We start from the raw sequence: 24,238 nt of genomic DNA, 5'->3' as shown, positions 1-24,238 counted from the left end.
TTGTACTCGATCCGGGGATCGTCGGGGGCGGGTACGGCCGTGGAAGGACCCGCCCGGTCAGCGGTCCACGACGCTGGCGGCGGCCATCACCCGCAACGCGTTGGCGTCGATCGTGATCCGCATCGGGGTCTCGCCGCAGACCTCGCCGTCGATCTCCACCGGCGCCGGTCGGTCGGTCTCCACCCACAACTCGCCGACGGCGAGGAACGGATCGTGCCGTAGGGTGCGGCGGTGGCCGGTCGCCGCGTTGCGCACCGTCGCACCCATCAGGCTCCGCCGGGTGCGACCGCCCACCGGGTACGCCACCAGCAGCCGGTCGTCGGCGTTGGCGTCGGCGGCGATCGGCCGGCCGGCCTGGTGGCCGCCGTTGGCGACGTACAGCTGATGGCTGTGGATCTCGCGGACCTGGCCCTCGGCGCGGACGGTGAACCGCAGCGGGCGGTGGCTCACGGTCAGCGCGGCGGCGGTGACCGGGTAGGCGAGCTTGCCGATCGCCCGCTTGAGCGGCGGCGGGGTCCGCGTCATCACCTCGGCGGACAGACCGATGCCGACGTGGTTGGCGAACGGCATGCCGCCGGCCAACCCGAGGTCGACGTCGATCACCTTGCCATCGGTGAGGATGCCCACGGCCGCGTCGAGTTCCAGCGGGATGCCCAGGGTGCGGGCGAAGTTGTTGGTGGTGCCCAGCGGCAGCAGGCCGAGGGCGATGTCCCGGTGGGCGAGCAGCCGGGCGGCGGCGCCGATCGTTCCGTCACCCCCGCCGGCGACCAGCAGGTCGGGGGCGAGCGCCACCGCCGCGTCGAGGCTGCGTTCCAGCTCACCCGGCTCATCCACCGGGTAGGTGCCGACCAGGGTGAAGCCGGCACCGGTCAGTCGCTCACGGGCATCGGTGTACAGCTGGCGTCCGCGTCGTGACTTTGCGTTGACGATGAGCGCGGCGCGCCGCTGCTGCCGGATGGCATCGCTGAGCTCCTGCTTGGTCCGCACCGGCAGACCTTAACCCGGACGGGTCCGGTCCCGACGGCCAGCGGGTGGCCGTCGGGACCGGACCGGCAGCCGTCAGGCCGCCAGCACGCCGTAGCTGGCGACCGCCGGGGTCACCGTCACCACACTGCTCGCGGTCGCGGCGACGCCGTCACCGGTGAGCGCGTGGGCGAAGGTGAACTCCCCGGCCCGACGGGTACGGGACCGCAACTCGAAGGTGTGGTCGGCGCCGGCCGGCAGGGCGACCTCGGCGACCACGGTGCCGACGAGAGTGCCGTCCTGCACGGTGAACGGAATCCGCACCCAGGCGCCGTCGATCCGCAACTGCACCGCCAGATCCCGGGCGAGCAGATCGCCGTCCGGGTGGCTGACGGTCAGCGTCAACTCGGCAGTGTCCTGGTCGACGCCGCTCTGGTTGACCACCCGCACCTGCGGCAGGAACCAACCGTCGACCGTCGCGGTCGTCGGGTAGGTGGTGGTCACCGTCGCCGCCTCGGCCAACGCCAGCGAGTCCTCGGCGTCGATGAGTCCGCTGTAGAAGCCGGTGTCGAGCTCCAGCTCCACCCGGTACTGGCCGGCCGCCGGGTCCTCGACGTCGAACGCGAACGGCTGGTCGGCCCAGGTGATGTAGCCGGCCCGTACCTCGTCACCGTCCGGCGCGTACAGCCGCAGGATCGGGCGCTGCTCGTTGGGCGCGAGCGCCTTCACCGCGGCGACCAGGTCCTCCAGCCGGGTCACCCCGGGCAGGTCGGCGAACGGCCGGATGTCGGTGGCGAGCACGGTCGCGAACGGGTTGCCGTGCGCGTCCGTCACCGACCAGTCGACCTGGACCGAACCCGGCTCGGGTGCGGTCGCGGCCAGCTGCACCTGGGCCGCCCCGCCGTACGGCAACGCCGTGTCGAACGGGTCGGACCAGTCCAGCCCACCGATGATCTCGCTGACCAGCCACCAGTCCCGCTCCAGCTTGGGTACCTGGTGCACGGCGACCGCCTCGTACGTGTCCAGCGTCGCGACCAGCGTGCCCGGACCGTACGGGTACGCCCACGGCGCGAGCCCGGCCGGCCGCAGGTAGGTGAGCGCCCGGTGGCCGTTGGCGACCAGGTCGGCGGCCAGGTCCACCCGGGTCACGAAGTCCTGGGTGAGCTCGCTGCCGACCGGACCGCCGGCCAGCACCCGGGGTGCCAGCACGACCTCGTCGTCGTCGAACACCGTGATGGTCTTGTGCAGCAGGTACGCCGTACCGCCGTCGGTCGGGGCCTTGCGCACGACGAGCGTGTAGCGGCCGGCGGCCTCCGGCGCCTCGAAGGTGAGGGTGCCGTCGGAGCCGGTGGCGCCGACCGGCAGGATCGCACCGTCGTGGATCAGCTCGACGGTGGCCTCGGCCAGCGGACCCGGTTCGGCGTCCGGTGCGTCCACGGTGTACGCGGTGAGGCCCACCTGCGGCGCGCGGACCCGGAACGAGTCGGTCAGGTACTCCACCGACACGTCGTAGTCACCGAGGTCGTCCCGGTCGACGGTCCAGCTCAGCGTGCGGTTGACGCCGGAGTCGAGGGTGACCGTGGTGGTCGCCTCGCTCTGGCCGCCGACCCGCAGCACCGCCTGGTACGGCCCGGACGACGCACCGATGTTCTTCACCTGCACGGTGACGGTGACCGGCTCGCCGCTCTTGACCACGTCCGGGCTGACGGTCAGCCCGTGTACCGCGAAGTACGGCTGGCCCGTCTCGCCCGGCCGGGCGGCCCAGTCGACGGCGTTGAGGAACAGCTGGGTGGCCTCCTCGGTCCAGTCCACCGGGCCGCGGGTCACCGACACACCGTGGGTGGACAGCAGCACGTGCCGGTTGGTGGCCCGCTGGTCGACGCCGATGCCGTTGCCGTAGATCTCGGTGGCGTCGGTGCGGCCGAGCTCGGCGATGGTCTGCCGGCCGTCACCGGCGTAGTCGCCGAACCAGGCGATCCACTTGGCCTGGGTACTGGTGTCCAGCGGGATCCGGTCACCGACGGAGTACCCGTCGAAGATCGGGTGCTCGGCGGTCACCTCGTAGAACGACTCGGCGACCCCGGTGCCGCCGGTGTTCGACCCGGTGGTGGCCGGCTGCCCGGTGTGCTGGGACAGCTGCCGGATGCCGTTGCCGGTGCTGTAGGCGTGGTCGGTGAAGATCACACCGGTGCCGGCGGCGTCGGTGGCGTCCAGGAACGCCTGGAAGGTGGCGGCGTCGTAACTGCTGGTCACGCCGTAGCCGAGGACCACCAGCGGGTGGTCGGCGGCGGCGACGAGGTCGTCCCAGTCGTAGATCACCGTCTCGATGCCGCGCGGGGTGAAGATCTCCTCGGCGTACGACTCGACGTAGCTGCCGACCAGGGCGACGGTCTGCGGCGGTGGGGTGAGCGTGATGTCGGCGGTCACCGTCTCACGGTTCGGGACGATCACCTCGAACGCCGGCGGGGTGCCGAACCGGGGGTGGTCGGCGGCGATCCGGTAGGTGCCGGCGGGCAGGTCGACGGAGTATTCACCGTCCACGTCGGTCAGCACCGACACCGGCGTCGGGACGCCGAGTACGGACACCGTCACGCCCGGGACGCCCTCGCCGCTCTCGGCGAAGATCGCCGTGCCGGCGACGGCGCCGGTCGGCTGTGGCACGAGTGCCAGGTCGACGGTGGTGAACGTGTCCTCGGTGACGGTGATGCCGCTGGCCGAGCCGGCTTCGTAGCCGAAGGCGGTGGCGGTCAGCGAGTAGTCACCCGGCGGCAGGCGCAGCGTGTAGCCGCCGTCCTCGCCGGTGGTGACCGAGGCGCCGCCCGGGCTGACGGTCACCTTGGCGCCGGCGACCGGGTCGCCGGAGCCGGCGTCGGTCACCTGCCCGGTGATGCCGCTCTCCAGGGCCACCTGCACGGCGGCGGCGTACGCGTCGATGCGGCCGTGGCCGTAGCGGGTGTCCGGTGCGACGTCGGCGTACCGGTCGTCCCAGAAGGCGGTGTCGATCAACGCGGTCCGGGTCGCGTCGACGGTGAGTTCCGGCGCGCCCTGCAGCAGCAGCGCGACGGCGGCGCTGGTGTGCGGGGTGGCCATCGAGGTGCCGCTGGCGTAGCGGTAGGTGCCGTCCGGGCTGGCCGACCAGACCTCGTCACCGGGGGCGGACAGGTCCGGGGTGACCCAGCTGTCCGGCCAGTCGGCCGGCGGGCTGGTCCAGCTGGACTTGTTGACCACGTTGCCGCAGGAGAAGTCGGCGACGTTGTCGTCGATGTCGGTGGCGCCGACGCCGACCGCCTCGTACACGTTGCCGGGACTGGACGAACCGACGCCGCAGCTGCCGAAGATGTCCTCGTTGCCGATCGCGAACGACGGGAACGCGCCGGCGGCGACGATCGCCCGGGTCGGGGCGATCATCTCGGGGGAGTAGATCGCCGCGCCGAGCGACATGCTGACCACGTCGGCGGGGCGGCCGGCGGGGCGGCCGGCGGAGTCGGTGGGCGCGATCGCCCACTGCATGCCGGCGGCGACCTGCGCGAACGAGCCGGAGCCGCCGGGGATGACCAGGCCGTGGGCCATTTCGGCACCGGGCGCGCCGCCGATTATCACGCCGGACGCCGCACCACCGTGGATGGTGCCGGAGACGTGGGTGCCGTGCGTCGACGAGTCCCGGGGCTGTGACGAGACCAGGCCGCCGCTGGAGTTGAACTCCATCCAGCCACCCGGGTACGTCGGGTCGCTGGGATTGTCGGTGGCCATCTTGCCGACCAGGTCGGGGTGGTTGATGGCGACGCCGGTGTCGAGGGTGACCACCCGCACGCCGGTGCCGTCGAGGCCGAGTTCGTTCCACACCTGCTCGACACCGATGCGGTCCATGCCCCAGGTGATCCGGCCATCGATGATCGTCGCGGCCGGGTCGGCTGCGGCGTCCAGGTCGGTCTCCGGCAGGGTCACGGTGAAGTTGGGCAGCACCCGCTGCACGCCGGGGACGCTCGCCAGCGCAGCGAGCCGGGAGGCGTCGGCGGTGAATTCGACGAGCAACATGTTGGTGATCCAGAAGCGGTTGACCACTTCGACGTCACCGGCGATCTCGGCCCGCTGTTCGAGGGCGTTCTCGACCTCGTCCTGCAGCTCCTGGGCGTGTGTACGGAGCTGGTCGACCGCGGTGTCCGGGTTGGTGGGGTAGCGCTGCGGATTGGGCAGCATGAGCAGTGCCTGGATCCGCTCGCCGGCCGATTCGGCCACCGCGGACTGCAGTTCGGCGGCGATCGGCGCCGAACCGGCGCCGGCCGACATGTCCCCACCGGTCGGTGCGGCGGCTGCGGGTGGGGCGGCAAGTAAGCCGCCGGCGAGGACCGCGCCGGCGGCGGCGGCCAGAACGCGGCGCATTCTGGTCCATGGTCGTGGATGGGCGGGGTTGCGTCCTGACATCGATCGTCTCCTGGATCGCAGGGCCGGGGATCAGCCGGTGGTCATCGAAGATCGTGGAACGCGCTATCGGCGAACATTTGATCTCGATAACTCCCTGCCGTCAACCCTTCACGGTGCGATGCGCCAGTCTTGTTGTCCGCCGGTGCGGACAACGCGCCCTGGTTGTCCACAAGCCGCAGGCAGGGAGTACGGCGACACCCATGTGGTGAAGACGAACATCGCCGCACTTGACATTCCGCCTGAAAGGCCGGCACGCGGACCGGGCCCGGATCGGCGGTTCCCGCCGAGTCGGCTTCACCTGGTCCGTCTACCGGCTGTCGTCCCCGGGCCGACCCGGTCCGGGTGCCCGCCCGGACATCCGGACCCGCCGCAGTTGCAGTGCCGGGTAGCGCGGTGGCGCGAAGCCCAACGACCGGTACAGCCGCTCGCCGCCGGCCGTCGCGTTCAGGTCGACCACGCTCACCTGTGTCTCGTCGGCGAACCAGTCCAGCAGCGCGGTCAGGCAGGCGCGGGCGTAGCCGCGGCCACGGGCATCCGGGTCGGTGCTGACGTTGAAGACATGGCCCCGCAGCCCGGTCGGGTCCTTGGGCCCCGGAACGAACCGTTCGCACAGCCCGGCCGCGTTGCTGACGATCCCGTGTCGCGGATCCTCGACGACGAAGGCGGCGAAGGTGCCGGGATCGTGCAGCGCCCGGGTGAACCAGTCGGTGGCATTGACCCGCCACGGTGCCGTCTCGTCACCGACCGCCGCGCCGATCGCCTGCATCATGAGGATCCGGAGCCTGAGCAGATCAGGCGCATCGGCCGGGACGGCCCGGCGGACCTGCGGTGGCGCGGTCACTCGAGGACGAGCACCGGGAGTCCGGCGCTGGTACTCGGGTTCTCCGGCGCCCCGGCCAGTGAACGTCACGACGCGAAACTACCCTGCTTTCGGGTAGCGTCGTGGCAGTACGTACGTACGGTTTCTTGAAGGGAGCGGCGTGCCATGTGGGAAGCTGCCACCTACCTGCGTTTCACCGACCTGCGTTCGCGTCCCTTCGCCGATCTGCTGAACCGCGTCGAGGCCGACGACCCGACCGAGGTCATCGACCTCGGCTGCGGCCCTGGCAACTTGACGATGCACCTGGCGGCACGCTGGCCGCGGGCCCGGGTGGCCGGACTGGACGCCTCGCCCGAGATGATCGAAGCAGCGCGGGCACTGGCGTCACCCCTACGGTTCGAGGTCGCGGACGTGCGGCACTGGGATCCCGGACCCGAGACGGATGTGGTGGTCTGCAACGCCGTACTCCAGTGGGTGCCCGACCACCCGGCGCTGATCGAACGGTGGGCGGCCCGGCTGGCTCCGGGCGCGGTGCTCGCGTTCCAGGTCCCGGGCAACTTCACCGCGCCGTCGCACGACGCCATCCGGGCGGTCGCGGCCGACCCACGATGGCGCGCCCGGCTGACCGGGCTGCGTGACGGCCACGCCGTGCTGGACCCGGTCGGCTACGCCGCGCCGCTACTACGGCAGGGCTGTGCGGTCGACGCTTGGGAAACCACCTACCTGCACCTGCTGCCCTGCGCACGGCCCGATCCGGCGGCGCATCCGGTGCTGTCCTGGGTCGAGGGCACCGCCCTGCGGCCGGTCCGCGCGGCGCTCGACGACGTTGAGTGGGCAGCCTTCCGCGAGCGACTCGGCGAACGGTTGGCCATGAGCTATCCCGCTGACAACGGACTGGTCGGCTTTCCGTTCCGGCGGGTCTTCGTGGTGGCCGTGAAACCGCCGGTCAGCGCTTCAGCTGGACGGTGACGCGCACCCGGCCCCGCTCGTCGCGTCGGGCGATCGCGTGCCCGGCCCGGTCGGTCCCGTCGAGGTGCAGCGATATCGGACCGCCTTCGCCCAGAAAGTTGCGCCACCACGCCTTGGCGTCGGGTAGTTGAACGCCGATCGTGACGACGTCACCCGTCCGGCGGTAGGCCACCGGGGTGCTGAAGGTGTGCCCCGAACGGCGGCCGGTGTAGGTGACGACGGTGAGGCGCCGGCTGATCAGCCGGCCGAACCATGGTGACGAACGCAGTGCCAGTACGCCGGTGTTGAGCCCGTGAACAAGCCGCTTCGGCAGCGGTTTCTGGTAACCCACCACGTCTCCCTCGCCCCTGGAATCCATTGCCGGCCAAGCTAACACGGCAAACGGAGACCCCCGTCCACTTGGGCTAAAGTGAGACAGGTGAACGGCGCATCATCTCGGTTGCCGACCGAGGCCAGATCGCCGGCCCAGACCAGATCACCGGCCGAGGCCGGGTTGCGGGCCGACGCCAGGCAGAACCGCGACCGGATCGTCGACGTCGCCCGCGAGTTGTTCGCCGAACGCGGTCTCGACGTGCCGATGGCCGCGATCGCCCGACACGCCCGGGTCGGTGTCGCGACCCTCTACCGCCGGTTCCCCACCAAGGAATCGTTGGTCACCGAGGTGTTCGCGGCGCAGTTTCAGGCGTGTGTCTCCGTCATCGACGACGCGTTGGCTGATCCGGACCCGTGGCACGGCTTCTGCGCCGCGATCGAGAAGGTGTGCGCCATGCAGGCGGCCGACCGGGGATTCGGCGCGGCGTTCATCGCGGCGTTTCCCCACGCGGTCGACGTCGACGCCGAACGCAGCCGGGCGATGGCGGGCAAGGTGTGCGCCATGCAGGCGGCCGACCGGGGATTCGGCGCGGCGTTCATCGCGGCGTTTCCCCACGCGGTCGACGTCGACGCCGAACGCAGCCGGGCGATGGCGGGCTTCGCCGAGCTGACCCGGCGGGCCAAGGCTACCGGGCGGTTGCGGGCCGACTTCGCGTTGGAAGACCTCCCGCTGCTGCTGATGGCCAACTGCGGCGTCGTCGCCGCGGCGGCAGGCGTGGCACCGCGAGCCTCCCGACGATTCGTGGCGTACCTGCTCGCCGCTTTCCACACCGAGCAGGCCGCCCCGCTGCCGCCGGCTGCCCCGCTGCGCCTGAGCGACCTGCGTTCGCGTACGTGATCCCGCAACCATCCATCTTGGCGTGACCGATTCGGACGACGACCCCGTGGCTTCCCCGATAGCCCTTGGCTGGCGATCACGTCGAATCCGGCGGCCGACCTTTTGATCAAGGTCGCGTCGAACGTGTCGGGCAGCCCGACGACCCGGGCCTTCGGCTGGTGCCGACGACGAAGCGGGTTCTGGCTCGCTGGTGCCGTCGTCACCGGCACTGAAACCGGTCACGATAGCCAGCCGGGGCGGACCAGGCCGGCCTCGTAGGCGAACACGACCAGTTGGGCGCGATCCCGGGCAGCGAGTTTGACCATCGCCCGGGACACGTGGGTCTTCGCTGTCGCCGGGCTGACCACCAGTCGGGCGGCGATCTCGTCGTTGGACAGGCCGGTTCCGACCAGCGCGACCACCTCCCGCTCCCGGTCGGTCAGCTCGGCCAGTCGCCGGGGAGCAGCCGGAGCGGCGGTACGGGCGGCGAACTGCTCGATCACCCGGCGGGTCACGCTCGGCGACAACAGGCCGTCCCCGGCGGCCACCACCCGGACGCCGTGGATCAGCTCGGCCGGCTGGGTGTTCTTCACCAGGAAGCCGGCGGCACCGGCGCGCAGCGCCTCACCGACGTACTCGTCCAGCTCGAACGTGGTGAGCACAACGATCCGGACGCCGGACAGCTCGGCGTCGGCGGCGATCTGCCGGGTGGCGGCCAGCCCGTCCACACCGGGCATCCGGATGTCCATCAACACCACGTCCGGGCGGACCTGCCGGGTCAGCCGGACCGCCTGTGCCCCGTCGCCGGCCTCCCCGACGACCTCGATGTCCGTCTCGGCGTCCAGCAACGCCCGGAACCCCGCCCGCACCAGCGCCTGGTCGTCGACGAGCAGTACCCGGATCATATGGCGACCTCCTCCTGCGGCGGATCAGGATCAAGCGGCAGCGTGGCCCGTACCCGCCAACCGCCGCCGTCCGGTGCCGGTCCGGCGGTCAACTCGCCGCCCAACGCGGCGGCCCGCTCCCGCATCCCGGTGATGCCATTGCCCGCCGGGCCCGCAGCCGGTCTGGAGGGCGCCGTCCCACCGTCGTCGTCGACCTGGACCACCACCGCATCCTGCCGGTAGGCGATGGTGACGGTCGCGGCGGCACCCGGTCCGGCATGCCTACGCACGTTGGTCAACGCTTCCTGCACAATCCGGTACGCGGCCCGGTCCACGGCGGCGGGCAGTGACCGGGCCGGGCCGTCGATCACCGTCCGGGTCGCCACCGCGGCGTCGTCGGTCAGCTCGGCGAGCCGGTCCAGTCCGGGTGCGGGGGCGAGCGGCGCGCTCCCGCCGGTCGGGTAGAGCGTGTTGAGCACCGCCTGGACCTCGCGCAACGCTTCCGCGCTGGACTGCGCGATCGCGTCGAGCGCGGCCCGGGCCTGTTCCGGGTCGCGGTCCATCAGGTGCAGACCGACCCCGGCCCGTACGTTGATCAGCGACAGGTGGTGGCCGAGCACGTCGTGCAGCTCGGCGGCGATCAGCAGTCGCTGCTCGCTGGCCCGGCGGCGTTGCCGCTCCTCGGAGAGCCGGCGCTGCTCCGCGACGGCCTCGTCGACCTTGCCGGCGATCAGCGTGCCGATCTCGGTGATCAGCCCGGCACCGGCGACGAGCGCCACCGCCAGCAACACCTGACGTAGCGTCACGCCGTCGACCAGCACCCAGATGCCGCACGAGGTCGCCGACGCCGCAGCCACCAGCCACCGGTGACCAGCGGTCAGCACCGCCGACGCGGCGATCATCGGCGCCAGCAGGGTCACCCCGGCCGGCCGGTCCAGCAGGTGGTACGCCAGGGTCGCGGCGAGCACGATCAGGAAGTTGCGCCTCGGGAACCGGTGCCGGTCGGCCAGCGCCAGTCCGCTGAAGACCAGCAGCGCGTACCCGATGATCCCGACGCCGCCCGACTGCCAGCCGGCGGCGACCGCGGTGCCGACCGGCTGCACGATTGCGGTCAGTACCGCCAGGCCGGGTCCGCGCCGCGACGCCGACCGTCCGTCGGGTGACGTCGCCCGCCCGCCCGGCGCCGCGACGTCGGCGTCAGGGCCCGACCGGCTCATAAGCGCACTGTAGGCCGACCGGCGTCGGCTGCGGCAGCCCGGAGGGAGGCAGCCTGGCGTACTCCCGGTGGAGTAGACCGGCCGGCGCGCTGCCGTGTCGGGCGCAGTCGCGATACCGCCGACGCGCGGACGCACCACCCCGGCCGGCGCAGACATGCTGTGCCACGAGCGAATTGACCCGGCGCAGTTGAGGAGATCCAGCGATGAAGGCGATCGTGCAGCACCGGTACGGCCCACCCGACGTCCTACGGATGTGCGAGATCGACACCCCGACCCCCGGCGACGACCAGGTGCTGGTCCGGGTGCACGCCAGCTCGGTCAACGCGTACGACTGGCACGCGATGCGCGGCGACCCGTACCTGGCCCGGTTGTCTTTCGGGCTGCGACGACCCGGTACGGCAATCCGGGGCCAGGACTTCGCCGGCCGGGTCGAGGCGGTCGGCCGGGCGGTGACCCGGGTCCGGCCCGGCGACGAGGTGTACGGCGAGGTCGGCTCCGCCGGTGGCGCGTTCGCCGAGTACGTGTGCGTGGCCGGGAACCTGGTCGAGGCGAAACCGGCGAATCTGAGCTTCGTGCAGGCGGCGGCCGTCCCGCTGGCAGCCACCACCGCCCTGGTCTGTCTGCGCGACGCGGCCGACCTGCGTGCCGGCCAGCACGTCCTGATCAACGGGGCGTCCGGTGGGGTGGGCACCTTCGCGGTGCAGCTGGCCAAGGCGTACGGCGCGCAGGTGACCGCGGTGTGCCGGACCCGCAACATCGAGCTCGTCCGGTCGCTCGGCGCGGACCACGTCGTCGACTACACCCGCGAGGATTTCAGCCGTACCGATGCGGTTCGCGCCGGCCGTCGCTACGACGTGCTGCTCGACCTGGTCGGAAACCGGTCGTTGGCCGACTGCCGGCGGGTACTGACCCCGGATGGGACGCTGCTGTTGTCCGGCGGCGGCGTCTCCAGCGGCGGCAGCGTCTTCGGGCCGATGAGTCTGCTGGTCCGGGGGCCACTGCTGGGGCGGTTCGTCCGGCACCGCATCGTCGCGCCGATGGCGACGACGGGCGGCGGGCATCTGGCGACGCTGCGGGAGCTGGCCGAGGCGGGCAAGCTGACCCCGGTCGTCGACCGGACCTTCCGGCTGAGCGAGGTACCGGACGCGATCCGGTACGTCGAGACCGAGCACGCCCGCGCCAAGGTCGTCGTCACCATGTGAGAGCCGCAGCGATGGTGTGTCGCAGCGACTAGCTGGTTCCCGAAGGATCAGGAACTGCACAGAAATCGCGCCATTTCTGCTCTGCTTGCGGCATGGCGATCATGCCGTTCACTGATGCCCGCAACAGGCTCTCGGAGCTGATCGAGGAAGTCGAACGTACCTGCTCCTGCCCATCTGGACTGACGGACGGCTCGTCGGCGTACCGCCGGACCGTGTCCGTCAGGAAACGAGCAGCCGTCAGGAGGACCGACATGCTCGAAGGCGTATCCGGGGTCGTGAAAGCCATCAGGCGACGTGCGCGGGCGAATGACCTGGCAGAGCAGGGCCGGTACGCCGAGGCCAGAGAGATCTACCGGGAGCTGGCCGAGTTCCGGTCCACCCACGACCGAGTGATCGGTGCGATGCATTGGCTCGACGCCGCCAACCAGTCGGCGAAGCTGGAGGATCGCGCTGCCCAACTCGCGGAGTGCCGGAGAGCGTTGGAAACGCTGCCACCGCAGGCGAGGTGGCGCACCAGGCTGACCGTGCAGACGGGCTTCGAAAGCCTGCTCATGCTTGCCGACGCACTGCAGTGGCTCGAGCGCGTCGGTGAGGCCGAGAGCGTGGCGCGCCGAGCCGTCGCGTTCGCCGAGACGGCCAGCGATCGGTTTCGTCAGATGGAGGCGTACGTCGCACTGCAACAGGTCTACTACCGCGATGGCCGGTCGGCTCAGGCACTGGGCTGCGCTCGGCGGGTCCTCGAACTGGCTGAGCCCGGTGACTCGGCCCCCCTGCTGGCCACCGTGATGATCGAGCAGGGCCACGCGCTCGCTGATCTCCAGCAGTTCGACCACGCGTTACGGTCCATCGACGATGGATTGGCGGAAGCTGCCCAGATCCCGGACGAGTCGACCGTGGCGATGCTGCGAATCTCCGCTTTGTCGGGCAAGGTCGCCGTCAAGCGCAACAGCGGCGACTTCGCGGGTGCGATCGCCGACGCGAAAGAGCTGATGCTGTTCTGCCAGCGGCAGCGTCCCGCGCAGTACATGGCAGCCAAGCTGACCTGGGCGACCGCCGAGGTGGAGGGCGGTGACCTCGAACGCGGTAGCGCCGAACTTGTCGAGAGTTACCGGGAATTGATCGAGCGGGGCGAACTCACCTTGGCCGGCCGGGCAGCCAACAACCTCGCCTCGGCCATGTTCCGGCGCGGTCGGCTGGCCGAAGCGCGGGAATGGTCACGCGACGCGGTGCGACTCAGTGTGCGCGGGGGCATCAACAACCGGGGGGCCGTGCACTACAACCTCGCGTACATGATGTTGGCCGCAGGGGACGCGGTCGGGGCGGAAGCGGAGATCCGCCAAGCGCTTGACGACTGGGAGGAACTCCGCCGGACCGTGTCCAGCGACCGGATCAACGTCGATGTCCTGCAACGGCAGGGCACCATATACCGGCTTTGGCAGGTTTGTCGGCTACTGGCCGGTGATACGGCGGGGTGCCTGGAGGTCTTCGAACGGACGCGCGGCCGCAGTTTGCTTCGGACGATCCGGCCGGGCTCGGTGGAAGATCCACACGTGACCGTCGCCGACGCCGTCAGATTGGCTGAACGATGGGAGACCGGCTTCCTGGTCTGCAGTCTGTTGTCGCCGATGCCGCAGGCGCAGCAGCTGTCCGAGTCGGAATACGCCGGGCTTCACATGTGGCTCGTGGACGCTCGGGGCGTCACCTACCGCTCGATCGGTCCGGAGATGGTCTACACGACCGAGGTCAATCCGGCCACCGCACCCGACCCGTTCCTGGGGCTGACCCGCGAGATCGAAATGCCGATGGCACATCCTGACCTGGGCCTGAATCTGGAGGCGCTTTCCAAGATCTTTATCGAGCCGCTGGAAGGGACGTTGACCGGGTCCCCCGCACGCAACCTTGTCCTGATCCCGCACGGTGAGCTGGAACGGGTGCCGTTTTCGGCCCTGCGGCTGAGCTCCGGGGAACGTGTCGTCGACCGCTGGCCGGTCGCGGTGGTCCCAAGCATGGCGGTCTTCGCCGAACTGGCCGCGCGAGCGACTCCCCGCGGCCGGACACACGATCTGCTGTTGGTCGGCAATCCGACCTCGCCCCGGCACCCGTTCTCGCCCGGCTTTCCCGTACCTGATCTACCCACCCTTGTCCACGCCGAACGCGAGGTCAACGAGATCGCCTCCGTACACGGTGATGCTCGACCTCCGCTGGTCGGCGCGGCGGCCACCAAGGCGGCCGTCCTGGCCCGGATCGAGGGATGCGGAATGGTGCACTTTGCCACGCACGGCGTTCAAGGCGCGTCCAGCGGCGAGACTCCTGGTGCGCTCTGCCTGAGTCCGGACGGCGATGACGACGGCTACCTGCGCTCGGACGAGGTCGCTCGATTGCGGCTGACGTCATGCCGGTTGGCGGTGCTGAGCGCTTGTCGTACGGGCTGGGGCCAGAGCACCTACGAAGGCACTCTCGGTCTGGCCCGTGCTTTCCTGGCCGCCGGTGCCCGTGCCGTGGTCGTCTCGCTGTGGCCCGTGCACGACGAGGCGACCGCCGACCTGATGATCGAGCTGCACCGGCAGTTGCGAAGCGGCCTGCCCGTCGGTGAAGCCTTGCGCCGCGGCATGCTTCACCTGCGCCGAACCGGCACCGACGCACGTGACTGGGCCGCGTTCACCGTGGTCGGCGATCCCGACGCCACCGGCCTGCGCCTCGGTCAATGATCGCGCCTGCGGCACCCGGCCAGGGGCGGCCGACACGTTCCATCTCCGTGCGCCGCGACATCACACCCCCTTGGGATGCCAGACGGTCTTGGTCTCCAGGAACGTGGTCATCCGCCGGGTTTCCGGATCGGCCGACCAGTCGATCGGCGTGACCGCCGGGCGCAGCACGCGCTTGAGGTTGCCGGCGGCGGCCTGCTCCAGTTCGGTCGCCAACTCCGGGTCGGTGACCCCGGTCAGGTCGAGCGCGTTGACGTCCAGGTGCGACGCCAGCCACGGTGCGGTCTCGGCGATCCGTCCGGTGAGGATGTTGACCACCCCGCCGGGCAGGTCGCTGGTGGCCAGCACCTCGGCCAGGGTGACCGCGGCCAGCGGCCTGGTCGGCGAGGCGAGCGCCACCGCCGTGTTGCCGCTGACGATCACCGGTGCGACCACGCTGACCAGCCCGAGCAGCGACGGCTGGGCCGGTGCGACGACGCCGACCACCCCGGTCGGCTCCGGAGCGGACAGGTTGAAGTACGGGCCCGCGACCGGGTTCGCTCCGCCGTACACCTGGGGCAGCTTGTCCGACCAGCCGGCGTACCAGACCCAGCGGTCGATCGCCGCGTCCACCTCGGCGGCCGGCTCGCCGAGGGTGACGAACTGCTCGCGCCGACCCTCCAGCATCTCGGCGACCCGGTAGAGAATCTGCCCCCGGTTGTACGCGGTCGCGCCCGACCAGCCCTTGACCGCCGCCCGCGCGGCGACGACCGCGTCCCGCAGATCCTTGCGCGAGGCGAGCGCCACGTTGGCCTCCTGCACCGGATACGTCCGTCCCGACTCGCTGCGCGGGAACTTCCCGCCGATGAACAGCTTGTACGTCTTGCGGACGGCGACCCGTACGGAGGCGGTGCCACTGTCAGACATCGAGGTACGCCTCCAGCCCGTGCCGGCCACCCTCACGACCGTAGCCCGATTCCTGGTAGCCGCCGAACGGCGAGGTCGGGTCGAACTTGTTGAACGTGTTCGCCCACACCACTCCGGCACGCAGCCGGTCGGCGGCCCACAGGATCCGGGAACCCTTCTCCGACCAGATCCCGGCCGACAACCCGTACGGCGTGTTGTTGGCCTTCTCGATCGCCTCGGCCGGGGTGCGGAAGGTCAGCACGGACAGCACCGGCCCGAAGATCTCCTCCCGGGCGATGCGGTGCGCCTGGCTGACCCCGGTGAAGATGGTCGGTGCGAACCAGAAGCCCTGCTCGGGCAGCTCACACGGTGGCGACCAGGCCTGCGCGCCTTCGTCGGCACCGGCGGCGGCCAGCGTACGGATCCGGTCGAGTTGGGCGGCCGAGTTGATCGCCCCGACGTCGGTGTTCTTGTCCAGCGGGTCGCCGACGCGCAGCCGGGCCATCCGCCGCCGCAACGACTCCAGCAGCGGTTCGGCGATCGATTCCTGGACCAGCAGTCGGGACCCGGCACAGCAGACGTGTCCCTGGTTGAAGAAGACGCCGTTGACGATGCCCTCGACGGCCTGGTCGATCGGGGCGTCGTCGAAGACGATGTTGGCGGCCTTGCCGCCCAGCTCCAGGGTGAGTTTCTTGCGGCTGCCGGCGACCGTGCGGGCGATCTGCCGGCCGACCTCGGTGGATCCGGTGAAGGCGACCTTGTCGACGCCGGGATGGGCGACCACGGCCTGACCGGTCGCGCCGGCCCCGGTGACGATGTTGACGACGCCGGGCGGCAGGTCGGCCTGCTGGCAGATCTCGGCGAACAGCAGGGCGGTCAGCGGGGTCGTCTCGGCCGGCTTGAGCACCACGGTGTTGCCGGCCGCCAGCGCCGGAGCGATCTTCCAGGCCAGCATCAACAGCGGGAAGTTCCACGGAATGACCTGCCCGGCGACACCGAGCGGGCGGGGACCTGGACCGAACCCGGCGTAGCCCAGCTTGTCCGCCCAGCCGGCGTAGTAGAAGAAGTGTGCCGAGGCCAGCGGCAGGTCGACATCACGGGACTCGCGGATCGGCTTGCCATTGTCCAATGATTCGAGCACGGCCAGCTCACGGCTGCGTTCGGCGAGAATCCGGGCGATCCGGAACAGGTACTTGGCCCGGTCGCGGCCCGGCATCACAGCCCAGACCCGCTGGTACGCCGTGCGCGCGGCGGCCACCGCCCGGTCCACGTCACCCGGACCGGCCTCGGCGACCTCGGTGAGCACCTCCTCGGTGGCCGGGTTGACCGACTTGACCGCGCCGCCGTCGGCCGGGTCGACGAACTCGCCGCCGATGAACAGGCTGTACGAGTCGCGGATGGTGACGACCGAGCGGGACTCGGGAGCGGGTGCGTAGTCGAACACGGCGATCAGTCCAGGGTGACGTAGTCGGGACCGGAGTACGCTCCGGTGGCCAGCTTCGCCCGCTGCATCAGCAGGTCGTTGAGCAGGCTGGAGGCGCCGAAGCGGAACAGGTCGGGGGTCAGCCAGCCGTCACCGGCGGTCTCGTTGACCAGCACCAGGTACCTGATCGCGTCCTTGGTGGTGCGGATTCCGCCGGCCGGTTTCACCCCGATCCGCCGGCCGGTGACGGCGTGGAAGTCGCGGACCGCCTCCAGCATGATCAGGGTGACCGGCAGGGTGGCCGCGACCGGCACCTTGCCGGTGGAGGTCTTGATGAAGTCGGCGCCGGCCAGCATCGCCAGCCAGGAGGCCCGGCGCACGTTGTCGTAGCTGGCCAGCTCCCCGGTCTCCAGGATGACCTTGAGGTGGGCGTCGCCGCAGGTCTGCTTGACCGCCACGATCTCGTCGTACACCTCGTGGTAGCGCCCGGCCAGGAACGCCCCTCGGCTGATCACCATGTCGATCTCGTCGGCACCGGCGGCGACCGCTGCCCGGGTGTCGGCCAGCTTCACGTCCAGTGGTGCCTGCCCGGCCGGAAACGCGGTGGCGACGCTGGCCAGGTGGACGCCGGAGCCGGCCAACGCCTCGGCGGCGACCGGCACCATCGCCGGGTAGACACAGACCGCGGCGACCGGTGGGCAGCCCGCGTCGGTCGGGTCCGGGCGGCGTGCCTTGGCACCCAGCGCCCGTACCTTGCCCGGGGTGTCGGCGCCTTCCAGGGTGGTCAGGTCGACCATCCGGATGGCCAGATCGATCGCCCACGCCTTGGCGGTGGTCTTGATCGAGCGGGTGGCGAGCATCGCGGCCCGCTGGTCCGCCCCGACCTGGTCGACTCCGGGCAACCCGTGCAGGAAGGTACGCAGGGTGGCCGGGGACCGCCCCACCTCGGCCAGGTCGTGGCCGGTGGGCGCCGTGTCATGGCCGACCGGCGCTGCTGTGGTCGCCGCTGTCATGCCCGCGAGTCTACGTCGCCCCGCACTTCACGATCTTGAGCGTGGTCCGATCGGACGAGCAGACTTAACGATGCCGTTGGCTTACCGTTACATCATGTTGAGCCGGGTGACCCACCGTCCCTGACGTGCGAGCAGTGCACTTCACCGACACGTACCTGCCCCGCCGGGACGGGGTGGTCACCTCGTTGCGGACTCTCGCGGCGGCACTGACCACCGCTGGTCATCCAGGGCTGACCGTGGTGCCCCGCCATCCGGACCAGCCGGATGAACCGGACGTGCTGCGGTTGCGCGCACTACCCTGCGGGGTGGCCGACCTGCGGTTGTCGCCGTGGCTGCTGCGTGGCGCGGCGGCCACCGGGACGATCGCCGAGATCGCCGCGGTCGGCCCTGACGTGGTACACGTACACACTCCCGGCCCGGTCGGGCTGCTCGGCGTACTCACCGCGCGCCGGCTCGGCCTGCCGCTGGTCCAGACGTACCACACCGACCTGCACGCCTACGCCGACGCCTACCGGGTGCCGGCCCGCGCGCTCAGCGCCGGGGTCCGGTTGTACGCCCGCCGGCTCGGCGTACCACGCCCGGCCGCCGCACCGGCCAGCCACGCCCGTGACCACCGGCCGATGGCCAGCGGCGCGGTCGCCCGCCGTCGGGCCGCCATGGACGCGACCAACACGTTGCTGCTGGGTGGAGCGGACGCGGTCGTGGTGCCGACCCGGGCCGTGCTGGACCGGATCCACCTGCCGGTGCCGGCCGAGCGGGTCCACCTGGTGCCGACCGGTGTCGCGCCGCGACCCACCACACCACGGCAGATCAACGACTTCCGGTACGGCCACGGCATCGCGCCCAGCGACCGGGTGGTCCTCTACGTCGGCCGGGTCAACCGGGAGAAGGGCATCGAACTGCTGATCTCGGCGTTCGAGCAGGTCCTGGCCGGTTGCCCGAACGCGCGTCTGGTGCTGGTCGGTGCCCTCTACGAGCCGCGCTGGCTCGCCGGGCTGCTGCGCTTGGCCGACCCTCGGGTCGCCGAGCGGGTGACGCTCACCGGACAGCAGCCGCCCGAGGTGGTGGCCGCCGCGTACGGTGCCGCCGAGGTGTTCGCCTTCCCGTCACGCACCGACACCCAGGCACTCGTGCTGCAGGAGGCCGGGCTGGCCGGCGTACCGGTGGTGCTGGTGGACCGGGCGCTGCACGCGCACGGCGCGCTCGCCGGCGCCGCGGTCTGCGCCGATCCGGACCCGGGCGGGCTGGCCACCGGAGTGCTCCGCCTGCTGCTCGACCCGGACAGCGCCCGGCGGATAGCGGCTGCCGCGGCGGGGCGGGCCGCCGCGCACACTCCGGCCCGGTACGCCGAGGCGATCGCCGAGGTGTATGCGTCGGCCGTCGGGCTGGCGAGTAGGTTCAACGCTCGTGGACGTACTCGTAGTTGACCACCCCTTGGCCCAGTCCCGGCTGACCGCGATGCGTGACGCCCGGACCGACTCGGCGGCGTTCCGCGCCGCGCTGCACGAACTCACCACCATGCTGGTGTACGAGGCGGCGCGGTCCCTTCCGGTGCAGACCTATCCGGTGACCACCCCGGTGGCGCCGACCGACGGGACCCGGCTGGCCAACCCGCCGCTGCTGGTCCCGGTGCTGCGAGCCGGCCTGGGTATGGCCGACTCGGCGTTGGCGTTGCTGCCGGAGTCGTCCATGGGCTTCGTCGGGCTGGCCCGCGACGAGGAGACCTTCCGGCCGCGTGCCTACCTGGAGTCGCTGCCGGTCGACCTGGGCGGCATCGCGGTGCTGGTGCTCGATCCGATGCTGGCCACCGGCGGCTCGCTGGAGCACTGCTGCCGGTTGCTCGCCGACCGGGGCTGCACCGACATCACGGTGATCTGCGCGCTCGCCGCTCCGGCCGGGATCGAGCGGCTGGCGGATTCCGGTCTGCCGCTGCGGCTGGTCACCGCCTCGATCGACGAGCGGCTCAACGACAAGATGTTCATCGTGCCGGGGCTCGGTGACGCCGGCGACCGGCAGTTCGGCGGCATGCCACGGTTCTGACCACCAGCCCGTCGCTCGGGTGCGTCGTCGGTGTCGGTGTGCGGTGTCAGTGTGCGGTGTCGGTGTAGCTCCAGCCGGTCGCGGTGCCGTCGGCGAACGGCATCACGCCGTGGAAGACGGCCGGCGATTCGGCGAACACCAGCGGCAGGAAGTGCCGATCGCTGGGCCACATCGGCACCCGCCCGGCGAGCATGTCGGCCAGGTCGGTCCAGATCAGTGTGCCCTCCGGACAATCCGGTCGGACCTGGCCCGACCAGTGCGGTATCCGGAACAGGAAGCCGAACCAGTTCTCCCCCTGCCGACCGAAACCCGGCCAGGAGATGGTGCCGGCCAGGTCCACCGTCCGGCATTCCAGGCCGGACTCTTCACGGATCTCCCGGCGCATGCCGCTGACCACGTCCTCGCCCGGTTCCAGCTTGCCGCCGAGTCCGTTGTAGTAGCCGAAGTGGATGTCGTCGGGACGGGTGTCCCGGCGGACCATCAGCACCTGACCGCGGTCGGCTGACAGCACATAGCCCAGGGTCGCGAGTATCGCCTGCACCGGGCCACTCTAGGCGGACCGGTGCCGTCGGTCCGGTGAGTGGTCACCCGCAGCGGTGTGCGACCAGGACATCGAGGTCCTGACCGGCCCGCCCGGAACAGCCAATCTCGTCACGCGACGTCTCGACCGGCGGACGTGGCTGGAACGTCTCGACCGGCGGACGCATCCGGACCAGTGGACTGGCAGGATAACGCCCGACCGGCGGCCGCAATAGTCGTTGAGCCAGCTCGGTGGCGGTGAACGGGACGCGCGAGGCGGCCACCTCGGCGCTGACCTCGAACGGCGCGGCGGTCGGGAAGTACCGTCCGAGAAAGTCGTACGCCAGCCGCGATGCCGTCTCCTGCGGGTCGCCCGCGTCCGGATCACGGCCACGGCCAGAGGTGGCGGATTCGCTGGACATGTCGAGGCGAAACGCGTCCAGGTCGCGCCGGTCGAGTAGCCGGTGCAGCCACTGCCGCGTACCCGCCCCGTCCAGAGTGGCCTGGTGCCACCGCAGTTGCCCGGGCACGGCGGTGCCGTGCAGGAACGACCAATGGTGGTGCAGTGACCGTACCAGCGACACGTCGCCGGCCTGGCTGAGCTGATGACTCCGGATCCCGGTGACCAGGTCGGGCAGGCTGGTACAGATGTCGGCGAGCGTGGACCGACGCAGCGGCAGTGGCACGCCACCCGGTACGCCGGCGGTGACCAGCCGGTCGAACTGTGCCGAGATCAGCTGTCGACATTCGACCTCTGGCGGGGACCCGTCGAGCAGCACCCGCGGTACTCCGTTGGCTTCGAAGAAGGTGCTGCGGGTGACCGGACGGCCCAGGTAGACGTCGCCGGGCAGGTAGAGGAAACGCTCGGCGAGACCGTCGATCTCATGCAGCGCCGACTCCACCGCGTACGGGTTGAAGGTGGGCAGCAGGGTGTGCGCACCGAGCAGTTCCCGGTGGTCGACCACGGTCAGCCGAGGCTGGTCGACATCCAGCCAGTGCGGCAGCTGGTTGGCTGTCACCAGGAAGATCCGCCGGATCCATGGGGCGTGTAGATGAACCGAGCGCAGCAGGTAGCGCAACCGTTCGCCGCTGGTCCAACCGGCGCTGTCGCTGTCCCCACCGGTCGCGTCGCCGGTCCAGCGCGGGGTGTCGTCGGCATGTCGGCCATGGCCGCCGCCGGCTCGGGCGGGTCGCCGACGCCGGGACCGGGTCCGCCGGGTCGTCGTCGCCGTTTCCTGCTGGGACAGCGCCCGGCGCTGGCGTAACCGCCAGCGGGGGTCGTCCGGATCGGCCCAGCAGCAGACCAGATCGACCGGGAAGTCCGGCCACCCGGCGGGCCGCTGGGCGAAGCCGGCGCGGGTCACGTACCGCGCGATCGGGTCCTCCGGTGCGAACGCGCTGACCTCGTCCTCGGTGACCCGTACCCGTGCCGAACCGGTCGCCAGCGCGACGGTGAACTCGTTGGCGCGCGGCGCCCGCAACTGGTCGCCGTCGGCGGGCCAGAATTCGATCTCGCAGGCGAGCTCCGCGCCGAAGGTCAGCTCCCCGGCCGGGCTGGTGACCGGCTGGAAGGCCTGCACCACCGGGGCGTGGCGCAGCCGTCGGGCCCGCCGCCCGGACAGGCCGCCGCGACGCCGACTAGACAAGCGGCGGGCCCGCCGGCCGGGTACGGCGGCGACCAGATCGGCGACGCCGGCCAGCGCCCGCAGGGCGGATCGCCGGGCAGGCTCCGGTACGCCGACCCGGCTGCGCAGGCCGGTGCTGTCCGGGATGACGAAGTGAGCTATCCCGGCGCGGTCGAGCGCGTCGGTGACCAGGCGCAGGTTGCGGCGGTAGGCGTTGAGGGCGGTGACGGACTCGTCGACCACCGCGAGCGTCGACCGACCGTCGACGATCGTCCACCGCCGCAGTGGCTCGCCGTGCCTGGGTGCCGGTGTGCGGAGCAGCCCGGCGAACCAGCAGCCAGCGACCTGATGGGGCCGGGTGGCCAGCCGGTGCAGTAGACGCCGCCGGTGCAACGGCGACGGAGTCGGTGGTGTCGGGGTGGTCGGTGGTGTCGGGGTGGCCAATGGTGCCGGGGTGGCCGGTGGTGGTGGTGTGGCCGGTGGTGGTGGTGTCGGTGGTGGTGGCGACGAGGCGAGGTGAGCCAGCATGTCCGGATAAACGACCTACGATAGGTGAAGGTCACGTTTATCGGGCCGGATCTCATTTATCGGATCCATCTGGCATAAGGTGATGATTCAGTCCGGTGTGATCGTCACGCGATGCGCAGCGCGGCTGCCATCTCCGCCCGCAACCTGACCAGTGCCGCGCCGGCCCGTTCCCGCGCGCCAGCCGGGTCGCCGTCGGCCACCGGCTGCACCACTTCCAGGTACGCCTTGAGCTTCGGTTCGGTGCCGGAGGGGCGTACCACCACCCGGGCGGTGCCGGTGCGCACGACGACCACGTCCGCGTCGGGCAGCAGGTCCTCGAACGCGGTGACCGGCTCGCCGAGCAGGGTCGCCGGCCGGTCGGCCCGCAGCCGCGCCATCGCCGCCGTGATCTCGTCCAGCTGCTCGACCCGTACGGCGAGCTGGTCGGTCTGGTGCACGCCGAACTCGACGGCGAGTTCGTCGAGCCGCTGCAGCAGATCCCGCCCGTCCGCTTTGAGTCCGGCGGCCAGCTCAGCCACCATCAGCGCTGCGGTGATGCCGTCCTTGTCGCGGACGTGGTCGGGGGCGACGCAGTAGCCGAGAGCCTCTTCGTAGCCGAAGACCAGCGGCACCGGTGCCCGGCGGGCGTCCGTAGCCGTAGCGGTGGCCTCGTCCGTTCCGGCGCGCACGATCCACTTGAAGCCGGTGAGGGTCTGCGCGTACGGCTCGCCACGCGCCGCGCACAGCGCCCGCAGCAGCGACGACGAGACGATCGTGGTGACGTACCGGCCGTGCCGGCCCTGTCGCATCAGGTGGTCGGCGAGCAACGCGCCGAGTTCGTCGCCGCGCAGCATGCGCCAGCCGCTACCGACGGTGCCCCCGGCCGGTGTTGGGTCCGGTACCGGCACGGCGACCGCGCACCGGTCCGCGTCCGGGTCGTTGGCGATGGCCAGATCGGCGTCGTGCTCGCGGGCGAGCGCGACCACCCGGTCCATCGCGCCCGGCTCCTCCGGGTTGGGGAAGGCCACCGTGGGAAAATCGGGATCCGGTTCGGCCTGCTCCGCCACGACCAGCGGGGCCGGGAAACCGGCTGCGGCAAACGCGTCCCGGACCACCGCCGCGCCGACGCCGTGCAGCGGTGTGTACGCCACGGTCAACGCCCGAGGCGCGGCGGGACGCACCACTGCGGCAGCCGAGCGCAGATATCCGGCGACCACCTCGTCGTCGAGCGTCTTGCCGGGACCGCCGAGCGGCACCTCGGCCAGCCGGCCGATGGCCCGGATCGCCGCTTCGATCTCGCCGTCCGCCGGCGGCACGATCTGGGCGCCGGCCCCGGCGACCCCGCCGAGCCCGGCGCCCAGATAGACCTTGTAGCCGTTGTCCCGGGGCGGGTTGTGACTGGCGGTGACCATCACCCCGGCAGCGGCGTCCAGCGCCCGTACCGCGTAGGCCAGCACCGGGGTGGGCAGCGGGCGGGGCAGCAGGTACGCGTCCCGCCCGGCACCGGTGGCCACCTCCGCCGTGCGTACCGCGAAGGCCCGCGAGCCGTGCCGGGCGTCGTAGCCGATCACCAGCGGTCCGGTCGCGCCGGCCGCGGCCAACCAGCGTACGAGCCCGGCCGCAGCCCTGGTCACCACCTGCAGGTTCATCCCGTGGGGACCGGCGCGTAGCGGGCCGCGTAGCCCGGCGGTGCCGAAGGTCAGCGGACCGGAGAACCGGTCCGCCAGCTCGTCGGCACTGCCGGGCAGCCGGTCGAGCAGCTCCCGCAGCTCGGTGCGGGCGGCCGGATCCGGCTCGTCGGCCAGCCACGCAGCCACCTGTGCCCGCAGCGTGTCCCGTTCGTCGGGGACCATCT

19 protein-coding genes are annotated in these 24,238 nt (G+C 71.3%); 6 read left to right on the top strand and 13 right to left on the bottom strand.

Translation table 11 applies throughout. The features are described 5' to 3' along the window. Positions 1–57: 57 nt before the first annotated feature. From ACN27F_RS12910 to ACN27F_RS12900, 3 genes are all read right to left on the bottom strand, one after another. Complete coding sequence (locus ACN27F_RS12910; RefSeq protein ID WP_421433606.1) at positions 58–987, bottom strand: diacylglycerol/lipid kinase family protein; 930 nt, start codon at positions 985–987, stop codon at positions 58–60. 72 nt (positions 988–1,059) lie between these two features. After that, positions 1,060–5,343 carry a S8 family serine peptidase gene (locus tag ACN27F_RS12905; protein WP_421433605.1) on the bottom strand — a complete coding sequence of 1,428 codons (4,284 nt, stop codon included), beginning with the start codon at positions 5,341–5,343 and terminating at the stop codon, positions 1,060–1,062. A 349-nt stretch (positions 5,344–5,692) separates the two neighbouring features. Beyond that, the gene (locus tag ACN27F_RS12900; protein WP_421433604.1) at positions 5,693–6,226 is read right to left on the bottom strand and encodes a GNAT family N-acetyltransferase; all 534 of its coding nucleotides are present in this window, start codon (positions 6,224–6,226) and stop codon (positions 5,693–5,695) included. A 144-nt stretch (positions 6,227–6,370) separates the two neighbouring features. Between ACN27F_RS12900 and ACN27F_RS12895 the strand changes: the two genes are divergently transcribed. Beyond that, entirely contained in the window at positions 6,371–7,174 is an 804-nt protein-coding gene (locus ACN27F_RS12895; protein ID WP_421433603.1) for a trans-aconitate 2-methyltransferase, read from the top strand. Here the strand turns inward: ACN27F_RS12895 and ACN27F_RS12890 are convergent. Continuing rightward, positions 7,152–7,505, bottom strand: a complete 354-nt coding sequence (locus ACN27F_RS12890; protein ID WP_421433602.1) for a hypothetical protein — start codon at positions 7,503–7,505, stop codon at positions 7,152–7,154. The genes ACN27F_RS12895 and ACN27F_RS12890 overlap by 23 nt on opposite strands. 87 nt (positions 7,506–7,592) lie before the next feature. On the opposite strand from ACN27F_RS12890, the gene ACN27F_RS12885 reads away from it, so the two are divergent. After that, on the top strand, positions 7,593–8,384 hold the full coding sequence (locus tag ACN27F_RS12885; RefSeq protein WP_421433601.1) for a TetR/AcrR family transcriptional regulator: 792 nt from the start codon (positions 7,593–7,595) through the stop codon (positions 8,382–8,384). A gap of 218 nt (positions 8,385–8,602) precedes the next feature. Here the strand turns inward: ACN27F_RS12885 and ACN27F_RS12880 are convergent, their stop codons facing one another. Beyond that, the gene (locus ACN27F_RS12880; RefSeq protein WP_421433600.1) at positions 8,603–9,268 is read right to left on the bottom strand and encodes a response regulator transcription factor; all 666 of its coding nucleotides are present in this window, start codon (positions 9,266–9,268) and stop codon (positions 8,603–8,605) included. After that, a complete protein-coding gene (locus ACN27F_RS12875; protein WP_421433599.1) occupies positions 9,265–10,464 on the bottom strand; it encodes a sensor histidine kinase in 1,200 nt (399 codons plus the stop codon). The genes ACN27F_RS12880 and ACN27F_RS12875 overlap by 4 nt, the downstream gene beginning before the upstream one ends. Positions 10,465–10,667: 203 nt before the next feature. Here ACN27F_RS12875 and ACN27F_RS12870 point away from each other — a divergent pair, with 203 nt between their 5' ends. Then, positions 10,668–11,666, top strand: a complete 999-nt coding sequence (locus ACN27F_RS12870; RefSeq protein ID WP_421433597.1) for an NAD(P)-dependent alcohol dehydrogenase — start codon at positions 10,668–10,670, stop codon at positions 11,664–11,666. A gap of 28 nt (positions 11,667–11,694) precedes the next feature. Here the strand turns inward: ACN27F_RS12870 and ACN27F_RS12865 are convergent, their stop codons facing one another. After that, entirely contained in the window at positions 11,695–11,919 is a 225-nt protein-coding gene (locus tag ACN27F_RS12865) for a hypothetical protein (protein WP_421433595.1), read from the bottom strand. On the opposite strand from ACN27F_RS12865, the gene ACN27F_RS12860 reads away from it, so the two are divergent. After that, positions 11,918–14,374: a CHAT domain-containing protein gene (locus tag ACN27F_RS12860; RefSeq protein ID WP_421433593.1), complete on the top strand. Its 2,457-nt coding sequence runs from the start codon at positions 11,918–11,920 to the stop codon at positions 14,372–14,374. The two genes, ACN27F_RS12865 and ACN27F_RS12860, sit on opposite strands and share 2 nt — an antisense overlap. A 60-nt stretch (positions 14,375–14,434) precedes the next feature. On the opposite strand, the gene ACN27F_RS12855 is transcribed toward ACN27F_RS12860, so the two are convergent. From ACN27F_RS12855 to deoC, 3 genes are read right to left on the bottom strand one after another with little or no spacing between them, the layout of a single operon-like run. Further along, entirely contained in the window at positions 14,435–15,277 is an 843-nt protein-coding gene (locus tag ACN27F_RS12855) for an aldehyde dehydrogenase family protein (RefSeq protein ID WP_421433591.1), read from the bottom strand. After that, positions 15,270–16,700 carry an aldehyde dehydrogenase family protein gene (locus ACN27F_RS12850; RefSeq protein ID WP_421433589.1) on the bottom strand — a complete coding sequence of 477 codons (1,431 nt, stop codon included), beginning with the start codon at positions 16,698–16,700 and terminating at the stop codon, positions 15,270–15,272. The genes ACN27F_RS12855 and ACN27F_RS12850 overlap by 8 nt, the downstream gene beginning before the upstream one ends. A 5-nt stretch (positions 16,701–16,705) precedes the next feature. Then, on the bottom strand, positions 16,706–17,692 hold the full coding sequence (gene deoC, locus ACN27F_RS12845) for a deoxyribose-phosphate aldolase (RefSeq protein ID WP_421433587.1): 987 nt from the start codon (positions 17,690–17,692) through the stop codon (positions 16,706–16,708). 125 nt (positions 17,693–17,817) lie between these two features. Between deoC and ACN27F_RS12840 the strand changes: the two genes are divergently transcribed. Together ACN27F_RS12840 and upp are read left to right on the top strand one after the other, a co-directional pair. Further along, positions 17,818–19,119, top strand: a complete 1,302-nt coding sequence (locus ACN27F_RS12840) for a glycosyltransferase (protein ID WP_421433585.1) — start codon at positions 17,818–17,820, stop codon at positions 19,117–19,119. Beyond that, on the top strand, positions 19,100–19,732 hold the full coding sequence (upp, locus tag ACN27F_RS12835) for a uracil phosphoribosyltransferase (protein ID WP_421433583.1): 633 nt from the start codon (positions 19,100–19,102) through the stop codon (positions 19,730–19,732). Before ACN27F_RS12840 ends, upp begins: the two co-directional genes overlap by 20 nt. Before the next feature lie 46 nt (positions 19,733–19,778). Here upp and ACN27F_RS12830 read toward each other — a convergent pair whose 3' ends face one another. The 3 genes from ACN27F_RS12830 to ACN27F_RS12820 all read right to left on the bottom strand — a co-directional run bounded on the left by ACN27F_RS12830 (position 19,779) and on the right by ACN27F_RS12820 (position 24,236). After that, the gene (locus tag ACN27F_RS12830; RefSeq protein ID WP_421433581.1) at positions 19,779–20,273 is read right to left on the bottom strand and encodes an NUDIX hydrolase; all 495 of its coding nucleotides are present in this window, start codon (positions 20,271–20,273) and stop codon (positions 19,779–19,781) included. A 43-nt stretch (positions 20,274–20,316) separates the two neighbouring features. Next, entirely contained in the window at positions 20,317–22,404 is a 2,088-nt protein-coding gene (locus ACN27F_RS12825; RefSeq protein ID WP_421433580.1) for a hypothetical protein, read from the bottom strand. 104 nt (positions 22,405–22,508) lie between these two features. Next, a complete protein-coding gene (locus tag ACN27F_RS12820) occupies positions 22,509–24,236 on the bottom strand; it encodes a phospho-sugar mutase (RefSeq protein ID WP_421433579.1) in 1,728 nt (575 codons plus the stop codon). Positions 24,237–24,238: the final 2 nt, after the last annotated feature.

The organism is Solwaraspora sp. WMMB335, from assembly GCF_049179075.1.
Lineage (GTDB): Bacteria > Actinomycetota > Actinomycetes > Mycobacteriales > Micromonosporaceae > Micromonospora_E.
The sequence above is the reverse complement of the archived record's forward strand: the minus strand, read 5'-3'. Positions and strand labels throughout refer to the sequence as shown.

Coding starts and splice junctions, on each gene's coding strand:
- ACN27F_RS12825 (WP_421433580.1), bottom strand. CDS start 22,404: ATGCTGGCTCACCTCGCCTCGTCGCCACCACCACCGACACCACCACCA.
- ACN27F_RS12860 (WP_421433593.1), top strand. CDS start 11,918: ATGCTCGAAGGCGTATCCGGGGTCGTGAAAGCCATCAGGCGACGTGCG.
- deoC (WP_421433587.1), bottom strand. CDS start 17,692: ATGACAGCGGCGACCACAGCAGCGCCGGTCGGCCATGACACGGCGCCC.
- ACN27F_RS12870 (WP_421433597.1), top strand. CDS start 10,668: ATGAAGGCGATCGTGCAGCACCGGTACGGCCCACCCGACGTCCTACGG.
- ACN27F_RS12865 (WP_421433595.1), bottom strand. CDS start 11,919: ATGTCGGTCCTCCTGACGGCTGCTCGTTTCCTGACGGACACGGTCCGG.
- ACN27F_RS12895 (WP_421433603.1), top strand. CDS start 6,371: ATGTGGGAAGCTGCCACCTACCTGCGTTTCACCGACCTGCGTTCGCGT.
- ACN27F_RS12855 (WP_421433591.1), bottom strand. CDS start 15,277: ATGTCTGACAGTGGCACCGCCTCCGTACGGGTCGCCGTCCGCAAGACG.
- ACN27F_RS12875 (WP_421433599.1), bottom strand. CDS start 10,464: ATGAGCCGGTCGGGCCCTGACGCCGACGTCGCGGCGCCGGGCGGGCGG.
- ACN27F_RS12880 (WP_421433600.1), bottom strand. CDS start 9,268: ATGATCCGGGTACTGCTCGTCGACGACCAGGCGCTGGTGCGGGCGGGG.
- ACN27F_RS12820 (WP_421433579.1), bottom strand. CDS start 24,236: ATGGTCCCCGACGAACGGGACACGCTGCGGGCACAGGTGGCTGCGTGG.
- ACN27F_RS12905 (WP_421433605.1), bottom strand. CDS start 5,343: ATGCGCCGCGTTCTGGCCGCCGCCGCCGGCGCGGTCCTCGCCGGCGGC.